We start from the raw sequence: 8,541 nt of genomic DNA, 5'->3' as shown, positions 1-8,541 counted from the left end.
GTGCTTTTCTTCAGCGGTCCGGTTTTAGCAATTCAATTGGTCTTCAGTGCCGCAATCTTCTGTCTTTGTTTGTTGATCAAGCAGCAATCGGAGGATTTGGCTATGCAAAGCCGCAGGAGACACGACCTCAAAAAACAGTACAAGTCAGCAACATAAGACTAAGACAGTTCCGACCGGTTTAAATTTGATGAGTCGAATATGTAATTGTCCAATGTAAAGCAGGACCACAACACCCACTGCTGTCCCTTGACGGTAGTGCCCGGTTAGAAGTGTTCTTAATTCAAAGCTGGCAACAGTCGATCCAGGTCCAGTTTAGCACAGAACGTTTACCAGGCTGCCAATCTGCTTTGCAATTTCACCCATAACGGTTAGTTGCTCCGTTTCTTTCGCATATTCTCGGGGCAACGGGACCCGCTCAGTAAGGAGCGCTAATTTACTGAGCGGGTTTTTTCTTAAAACAAATTGATTTTCAACTGTGCATTTTGTAAGAACATATTCTGACGAGGTCTCGCGCCGGGGACATAGTCAAATTCGCCCCGCTCAACTACTGACCGTACCGGCATCCCATGCGACATGCTCAAACAGGATTGGTTGAACCGGGTTTGATTGTCTGAGGACGACTCGCAAAGATACCGTATATGAAACCGGCGAAATCACTCCGGAACTGGACAGGGAAACGCCATCCGTCGTTTGCAGACATGTCGGCCTGTTTACACTCAGAAACCCTGAAAACCATGATGAAAAGCAATTTATCAACACCCGGCATCCCGTCGGGTGTAAGAAAACATATTGACTATGTAACACGCCTAATCGAACTCGCTGCGTAAAAGTGCGAAAGCCAAACTTAGAAAGTACTTTTTAAATGTCAAACAAAACAGAAAACCGCAAAGGTATTGAAATCACAATCGTACCCGATGAAGAGCTGCAACGACTGGCACAAAAATCCATGGAAATTCAGGTCACTTGCAATTACTCAGGGATGGTTTAGTTTCACACCCAGGCGTATCGCGCAATCCAGGCACGTATGCGTGATGTGGGGCCGGAAGTAATCCGCAGACACCCGGTAGAGAGATCGGTGTTAAACAAGCTCAACAGTTTGTCGAACTGTTCGATTCTCATTAATCGCTATACTTTACTCTACTGCGGAGGCTCGCAAAACTGTCTTCCCTTTATGATCGACCAAGTGCAGCAAGCCTTTTTCGTCGATACGGTACCTTTTCGTTTTCTGCAATGCAGTCAGGAAATTAGATTCTTGGTCCATCAACGCTGGTGGACCGGCTGCGCGAGTTGCTACTGGTCCTTCCTCAATTTCCATGTTCTCACTACCAAACTTCGCCTTGGCTATAAACTGGTTCACTCCAGTGTTGCCGGTTACAGAACCGTCTTCAGCAATCTGGATTGTTGTTTGAGCATTGTTGATCACACCGCGACCTTCAATGTCTTCGATGAGCCATTTACCGAAGGGGGATCTGATTTCCATCGATGATTGAGAGTTAATGATACCCTCAAAAACTTTTGTCAGTTCTGCCATACCGGCTGCTGCCACTTCTGCGTCTTGTTCGCCAGTGGCACCTCCCACGCCGATCGCGCCGATGACTTGTCCGTCGTAAATGATCGGAACTCCTCCTTTTAGCGTTGTAAACTTTCCGCCGCTGACTGCTGCGGCGTTTTCGACCGCTAGACTCAGATGCGTATTGATTGTATCAACATTTGGCAATGGACCGGTTGGTCCTCGTTTGGTTGCCGCCGATGTCGCTTTTGTAATCGACGTGTAAACGCTCCCCGGTCTGGCACCATCCATGCGCGCGAATGCCAACAGGTGTCCGCCGTCATCGACGACGGCAATATTGACCTGAACACTCATCGTGTCCGCCTGTTTGCGACTCGCAACAATTGCCCGCTCAGCTCCCGCCAGCGTCAATTGTGCCCGATTGGTTCGCACGAGTGGCTGCTCATTTTCGGATGCGACCATTTTTTTGTTCTGTTGTGCCCACGCAGTTTTCACTCCAGTCAGAATAATTAACACGACGAAACAAGCAAGAATGGGTTGACCCTGTATGACATTTCTTAACATCAGTTGTTCCTTTTTTAGTTTCATTGCTCTTCAGTCAAATTCCGTTTTCAATTCACACCCATTGCGAATCAGTACAAATTCATCGGTGACCACTATCCGGCGCATATCTCGATGTTTGTCATCACAATCGTGAGTAAACGAACCCCACTGAGTAAGTCGTCAGTATCGTCATGTGTGTCATTCTCGTAAAGTTGAGGCCTCAAAAAATCAATAGTATCAGTGCAAATATTATCATCGTGTCGACTGGATTGATTCCTTTCTCGAGGATGCCTGAGCCCCGAAATGTTTGAGCAGGCAGTATAACCTAAACCCAGCGCCCATCATTTCTGGGGAACTTCAGGTCTTTCAAAGCTGACGCTAAGCAGGGTCGTCGGAACGTATGGGAAATACGTATCGAAGCTTGCGAGTTGAGCAGAAGAATACATCTCTGAAAGACTGTCTGTTTTCGAATGAGGAGTCTCTACTGAGGCCGGTAGTAGCTGTCGTGGTGGAATTCAGCAACAGCCGGGAATCCGTCTTGAATGAACCGATATTTTAATCTTAATTACAGAAATTGAAGACATCAGAAATCTACAGAATGTTTGTTGCATAATCCCCTCGGATGCACTATCTTCACGCAAACATTCTTGACATCAAACTATATTCCATACGATAATTAATAACATGAACCAAGACATCATTGACAGAATTATTGCCCAATGGGAGTCAGAGCTGCCAGGTGTGGATGCGAGTTGTATGGGTATTGTTGGCCGCACCTTGAGGCTCGCTGGGTATTTAGAGCGTCGTGCCGATGAAGCTTTGGATGAATTCGGTATCGCGATCTGGGCATTTGATGTGCTTGGGGCATTACGACGGAATGGAAAACCTTTTTCGATGACCCCTACGGAATTGATGAAGTCTGTCATGCTTTCTTCCGGAGCAATGACGAACCGCCTCGATCGACTAGAGACCAATGGGTTGATTCAGCGCATCCCTGATACTAGAGATCGACGTTCGCTTCAAGTCCGACTCACAGCTAAGGGCCGCAAAATTGTTGATGCTGCTGCGCCGGTGCGATTTGATGAAGCACGAAACGCACTAGGCAGCCTATCCCGTCGTGAACAGGACATCTTGGCTTCATTGCTGCGTAAGGTTTTGCAGTCAGTAGAAGGCAACCCTAAATCATGAATATCTTAGAGAAAACGACCAAGACTCGTAGTTGACTTTTAAAATTTAGAAATCAAAAAATCGTACAGATAAATGACTGAACATGAATCGACGCAATCACCGACTACAGAAGGCCTGACTGTTTCCCCATCGCTCGACTTTGTAGTCGAGACGACACAAATTCCTCCTGAGACAGCCTTTGTCAATGCGCGCACCCTGCGAATTTGTTATCTAGCCATAGTGCTGGGCGCTGTCGCAGCGTTTGTCGCCCAAGGCCTGATGTCATTAATCGGACTGATCACCAATCTCTGCTTTTACGGCAAGCTGAACACCTCGCTTATATCTCCAGCTCCTGCTGTTGAGGATTTAGGGCTTTTTGTTGTTGGAATCCCTGTTATTGGAGCAATAGTTGTTGGAATCATGGCTCGCTACGGCTCCAAAGGAATTCGGGGACACGGAATTCCAGAAGCGATGGAACAGGTTCTTACGAACGAGAGCCGCATTCCGATGCGATTGATGTTTCTCAAGCCACTTTCTGCTGCGATCTCTATCGGAACCGGTGGGCCGTTTGGTGCAGAGGGCCCTATTATTGCTACGGGTGCAGCATTCGGCTCGGTCATCGGCCAGTTTCTAGAAACCACAACTGCAGAACGAAAAACCTTGTTGGCAGCCGGTGCTGCAGCCGGGATGGCTGCGACTTTCGGCAGCCCAGTCTCAGCTGTTTTGCTGGCTGTAGAATTGTTACTCTTCGAATTTCGCCCCCGCTCCATTATTCCAGTTGCATTAGCATCCTCGACGGCGACCGGAGTACGAATCATGTTCGAAGGGGCCGACCCAGTCTTTATGATGACAAATCTCCAGGTACCGAATGGGACGTCTTTAGTTATTTACATATTGATTGGAGGATGCTTGGGTCTGTTTGCGGTCGCAGTAACGCGCGCCGTGTACGCCATTGAGGACAATTTTGAACGTCTTCCAATTCACTGGATGTGGTGGCCGGCTATCGGTGCGTTAGCAGTTGGAATTGTAGGATATTTTGCGCCAGACACATTGGGGGTCGGATATTACAACATCAGTGATATGCTTCTCAATAATCTTGCTGTTTCAAGCATCCTTTTCCTGTGCATAATGAAGTTCATTTCCTGGTCCATCTCACTGGGAAGCGGCACTTCGGGAGGCACGCTGGCTCCGCTATTCACTATTGGCGGTGGGATTGGTTCGATCTTGGGGACTTGCGTAAACACGGTCATTCCGGGGCTGGGGGTCGACGTGAGAATTGCAGCTCTAGTCGGTATGGCTGCCATCTTTGCCGGAGCCTCCCGTGCCATGTTGACCTCGGTTGTGTTTGCATTCGAGACAACTCTACAGCCGCTTGGTTTACTGCCACTGTTAGGAGGATGCGCCGCGGCACATCTTGTTTCCAGTTACCTGATGCGTAACTCTATCATGACTGAAAAGATCGCCAGAAGAGGAATTCGCACTCCCGAAGACTATGAAGCAGATGTATTGGATCAAGTTCATGTCTCAAACATCATGACCAGAGATGTTGTCACATTACCATCGCAGCAAAAAATAGTCAGTATTCAGGAATGGCTCGCATCAGGAGACAAAGGGACGTCCCACCAGGGATTTCCAGTTGTTAATAATCAAGGGATTACGATAGGTGTTGTGACTCAACGCGATTTACTGATGCCAGATTTATCGGCGGATCAAAATATTGCTGACATCATTCGCCGAACTCCTTTATTTGTTTATGATGACTGTACGGTACGACAAGCAGTAGACCACATGGTAAATCATGGTGTCGGTCGCCTTCCAGTCATCCATCGCTCGCATCATAGTCAACTGGTTGGAATCGTTACCCGGAGCGATGTCTTGTCTGTTTTTAATCGGAGAGTGAACGATGCCCAATTACAACAACCAATCTGGCGCTCGGGTGCGCAAGAAAATAAATAGAAACAAGGTTGATCTTGCCCCGCTTAATCGCCCCCAGAACTTGATATACTGATCAGGATTGTTGTTAACAGTTCTACGTCGTTTAATTATGTGAGACCTTCTTCGAAAATTTCAAGTTACATCACTTTTCGTGGTGGTATAATTATGACAGGGACACCCTATACGGATGTGTTATCTGGTATAAACAACTGGGAGAACAAATCGCATATCACCGGTAATGAATTCCCGGATTTGTTCCGCAAATTCATCCCTTACTCTGGAGAAAAATTACGGCGGATACAGACAGACTCACGCAGACGTTGAATGACACAAAAGATATGCATTTTTGAGCTTCAGCGGTAGCCTGCACAGCTAACTTAGAAAGTACTTTTTAAGTGTCAAACAAATTTGAAGACCGCAAGGATATTACAGTCAAGATTGTGCCTGCCGCAGAACTCAACCGGATGGCGCAGAAAGCCCTGGATCTGCAGGACGCCAGTAACTTCTCCGGCGTACCTCAATACCTAATCCAAGCATATCAGGCGATCGTGTCCCGCAGTGATCATAACCCGGAGCCCGCAAGCAGGCATTCGATAATCACCAGAAACAGAACACGGACTTTGCGACGCCTCTCTGGAAAGTCGACTTGGGTCTCGCCAAAATCGACATCCACACCTTGACCAGGCTGGTGCCCCAGTGGGCTGGTCCATTTGATGAATTGTCTCAGCAGAAACGTAATACTACCAGGCGATCGCGTTATCGCAGGGCTCTTGGCAGTGCAAAACAAGCTTCCCCATCTGCGGCTTTCAATGCCAGTGAGCGACTACAACAGAGAGAAAATGATGAGTTTAAGGTGATCCCGCTTTGAGCGATATGGCAATTCCCATTTATGATCCCTAGCCAGAAATACCTGCTCATCTATCGACAGAACTCAGTTCTCTCCTCCGAAGACGGCCAACTGAGGCAGATGGTCGCTGAGGGCAAAAGCGTCCTCGTCAGCAATGTTCAGACGAAAGGCACCCTCAAACAACGGTCTCGATTCCATAATCTGATTGGCAATTGGTCCTGTCGCCATGATGTAATCGATGCGGGACTTCGGATCGTCCGCTTTGATCGTCAGCCCTTCGCCTTTGCCAACCTTAGCGAAGGTGTCGATCCACCCCGCATCAATCCAGAGTTTGTATTCTTCGGAATCCGGGCGGTGGTTCAGATCGCCAATCAACAACATCGACCGCCCAGAATCGAGGTCGTGCTTCATCGATGCCAGCATCGCCTTGATTTCTTGCAGCCGGATTTTTGGATCGGCTCCGGGGTAGAGATGAGCAGAGTGAACGATCAAAGACTCACCGTTGGGTAGCTTGACCGTGCCTCGTCCCCAGTGACGAGTAAAGAGTTCTTTGGGACGCTCCCGTCCGAGCGGATATTTCTTCGAGCCGATGATCTCAAAGCGGCTCAACAGTGTGCCCGGCCAGTTTCGGCCGCTGGGAAAGCGAACATGGTTCATCCCAAGCCGCCTGGCGACCTCTTTGGCGACCGTTTCACTGGGTGATTCCGAAAAGTTGATGATGTCAGGCTGGTACGACGCCAGTTCCATTGCCAACCGCTTCGCCATCTGCCCCTCTTTCACCGCTTTCCTGGCCAAGGTGCGGTCTTTGGGCCAGCCCTTACAGGCGTAAACGTTGTAGGCAATCACTCGAAGAGGCTGCTGTTTTTTGTCGTTGCCAAAAGCCGGGAATGCAGTTGTCGAAAGCCCCGCAGCCCCGAGTGCGGAACAAAACTGGCGGCGTGAAATCGTCATGATATCAATTCCTGATAGTCTTGATTGGTGCTAAAGGATTGTAGCACCAATGATACCGCCACTCTATCTCCAAGAAAAGGCACCTGCGACATCGCCACAGGGCGGCTCAATATTGGTATTGGATATGCGTAGTAAGTCTAGGGTTGAAACGGCATGAATCATAATGTCAGTACTCCAAAGTGACTAGTTTTTGCATGAAGTAAGTATCTTGTCAAACGATGGATACAAGGTTGCCCCCCCCCCGAATCAAGGGCTGTATTTTATACAAAGTGGAAGGATGCATTGTGTTCTTACCTACGTTGATGCTACTGGTGACTAATCACCTCAATATTCCTGGCAAACTTCATTCCCATCTTAAATAAAATTTCCTTCATCTTCAGGAATTGTCATATTCTTAAAGATGTCAGTCCATACAGCCCGATAAATTGCCCTAGTCTTCGAAATCGCCACAATCGATGAAATCCATACTGTTGCTGATACAGTGTCATTTACTGTTTCACAGCAAAACGCTCATTATTTCTGGGTCACTGTCTTAGTTACCAGAAATTACTGAACTCGAAGTTACTGGAAAAGTTTGGATATGTGGCCTTTCTTCCAACATAAATTCATCGTTTCATTGAATCTCAGAAAACAGTCGCGATTACGGTTCTTAACTTCTGTATTGGTTTTAAGCCAGTTTCTGTTTGTATTCCATTTTCAGGCAGATGCACAGAAACCTTTCCGGCAGAACGAGATCAGCGGATCAGATCTTACAAATTTTGACTTGAAGATTCAGGATCTTCAACAACAACTTGAAGAGCTACGCGCGCATCAAACTGAACTGATTGAAAGTTCAGGTAGCGTTCTTCAAACACAGGCTGAAGATAATTTAATTCCGCCAATTTTCAAACTTGAAACGGACACAACACGCTCCAAATATCCTGACATTAAGTTGAAAGGATTCTTTCAAACAGATGCGATCTTCTTTGCTCAAGATACCGGAAACATTCAAGCCGTTGGAGACATACAAAATGGTGCTGATTTCCGTCGCGCACGATTAGCGGCAGCAGGAAAAGTCTGGGAGAATGTCAAGGTAATGCTTGAGATGGACTTTGCTGGATCGGGACGTCCCAGTTTTACAGATATCTGGTTTGACATCGAAGATATCTCTGAAAATACCAGTCTGAAAATAGGCCGATACCGTCAGCCGATTGGCATGGATGGACTCACAAGCTCAAAAGAGATTACGTTTATGGAGCGATCGTTACCATTTGCATTTCTCCCTTTTCGTCAAATTGGTGCGATGGCCTTTGGACATTCTGATGACGAACAAATGACCTGGGCTTTGTCCGGGTTCCGATATCCCACAGATGTTTATGGAGGAAATATTGGAGACAGCGGCGGGTTTGGTCTGGCCACGCGTGCAACAAAAATATTAATCGATGATCCTGCTGCCGAACGGTTGCTACACATTGGCGGAGGCTATAGTTTTGCTTACCCTGCTAATGACCTGATACGCTATCGAAATCAGCCTGAAATTGTAGTCTCAGAAACTCCGGGAGCGACAACACCGGTGGGAGTACTTGACAGAGTCCCTCCCTTTGTAGAC

Annotated in this window: 7 protein-coding genes; 4 read left to right on the top strand and 3 right to left on the bottom strand. The window is 47.5% G+C overall.

The window, feature by feature from the left end; translation table 11 throughout:
• The first annotated feature begins 862 nt into the window (after positions 1-862).
• Positions 863-988, top strand: coding sequence for a hypothetical protein (locus AACZ40_RS26630; protein WP_291169927.1), 126 nt, complete (start codon positions 863-865; stop codon positions 986-988).
• Between the two features lie 2 nt (positions 989-990).
• Here AACZ40_RS26630 and AACZ40_RS26625 read toward each other — a convergent pair whose 3' ends face one another.
• Both AACZ40_RS26625 and AACZ40_RS26620 read right to left on the bottom strand, forming a co-directional pair.
• On the bottom strand, positions 991-1,119 hold the full coding sequence (locus tag AACZ40_RS26625) for a hypothetical protein (RefSeq protein ID WP_339676592.1): 129 nt from the start codon (positions 1,117-1,119) through the stop codon (positions 991-993).
• A gap of 13 nt (positions 1,120-1,132) precedes the next feature.
• Positions 1,133-2,098, bottom strand: a complete 966-nt coding sequence (locus AACZ40_RS26620; protein ID WP_291169930.1) for a heme-binding protein — start codon at positions 2,096-2,098, stop codon at positions 1,133-1,135.
• 639 nt (positions 2,099-2,737) lie between these two features.
• Between AACZ40_RS26620 and AACZ40_RS26615 the strand changes: the two genes are divergently transcribed.
• Both AACZ40_RS26615 and AACZ40_RS26610 read left to right on the top strand, forming a co-directional pair.
• Positions 2,738-3,241 carry a MarR family transcriptional regulator gene (locus AACZ40_RS26615; RefSeq protein WP_291169932.1) on the top strand — a complete coding sequence of 168 codons (504 nt, stop codon included), beginning with the start codon at positions 2,738-2,740 and terminating at the stop codon, positions 3,239-3,241.
• A 72-nt stretch (positions 3,242-3,313) separates the two neighbouring features.
• Positions 3,314-5,176, top strand: coding sequence for a chloride channel protein (locus tag AACZ40_RS26610; RefSeq protein ID WP_291169935.1), 1,863 nt, complete (start codon positions 3,314-3,316; stop codon positions 5,174-5,176).
• A 910-nt stretch (positions 5,177-6,086) separates the two neighbouring features.
• Here AACZ40_RS26610 and AACZ40_RS26605 read toward each other — a convergent pair.
• Entirely contained in the window at positions 6,087-6,953 is an 867-nt protein-coding gene (locus tag AACZ40_RS26605) for an endonuclease/exonuclease/phosphatase family protein (protein ID WP_291169938.1), read from the bottom strand.
• 580 nt (positions 6,954-7,533) lie between these two features.
• Here AACZ40_RS26605 and AACZ40_RS26600 point away from each other — a divergent pair.
• Positions 7,534-8,541: porin (locus AACZ40_RS26600; RefSeq protein WP_339676588.1), on the top strand; the 1,008-nt coding region annotated here is incomplete at its 3' end.

Source organism: uncultured Gimesia sp., assembly GCF_963972345.1.
Classification (GTDB): domain Bacteria; phylum Planctomycetota; class Planctomycetia; order Planctomycetales; family Planctomycetaceae; genus Gimesia.
This window is presented reverse-complemented; position numbering and strand designations above follow the sequence as displayed.

What these genes read in the sequence shown, in the direction of transcription:
- AACZ40_RS26630 (WP_291169927.1), top strand. Translation starts at nt 863, where the DNA reads ATGTCAAACAAAACAGAAAACCGCAAAGGTATTGAAATCACAATCGTA.
- AACZ40_RS26625 (WP_339676592.1), bottom strand. Translation starts at nt 1,119, where the DNA reads ATGAGAATCGAACAGTTCGACAAACTGTTGAGCTTGTTTAACACCGAT.
- AACZ40_RS26620 (WP_291169930.1), bottom strand. Translation starts at nt 2,098, where the DNA reads ATGAAACTAAAAAAGGAACAACTGATGTTAAGAAATGTCATACAGGGT.
- AACZ40_RS26615 (WP_291169932.1), top strand. Translation starts at nt 2,738, where the DNA reads ATGAACCAAGACATCATTGACAGAATTATTGCCCAATGGGAGTCAGAG.
- AACZ40_RS26610 (WP_291169935.1), top strand. Translation starts at nt 3,314, where the DNA reads ATGACTGAACATGAATCGACGCAATCACCGACTACAGAAGGCCTGACT.
- AACZ40_RS26605 (WP_291169938.1), bottom strand. Translation starts at nt 6,953, where the DNA reads ATGACGATTTCACGCCGCCAGTTTTGTTCCGCACTCGGGGCTGCGGGG.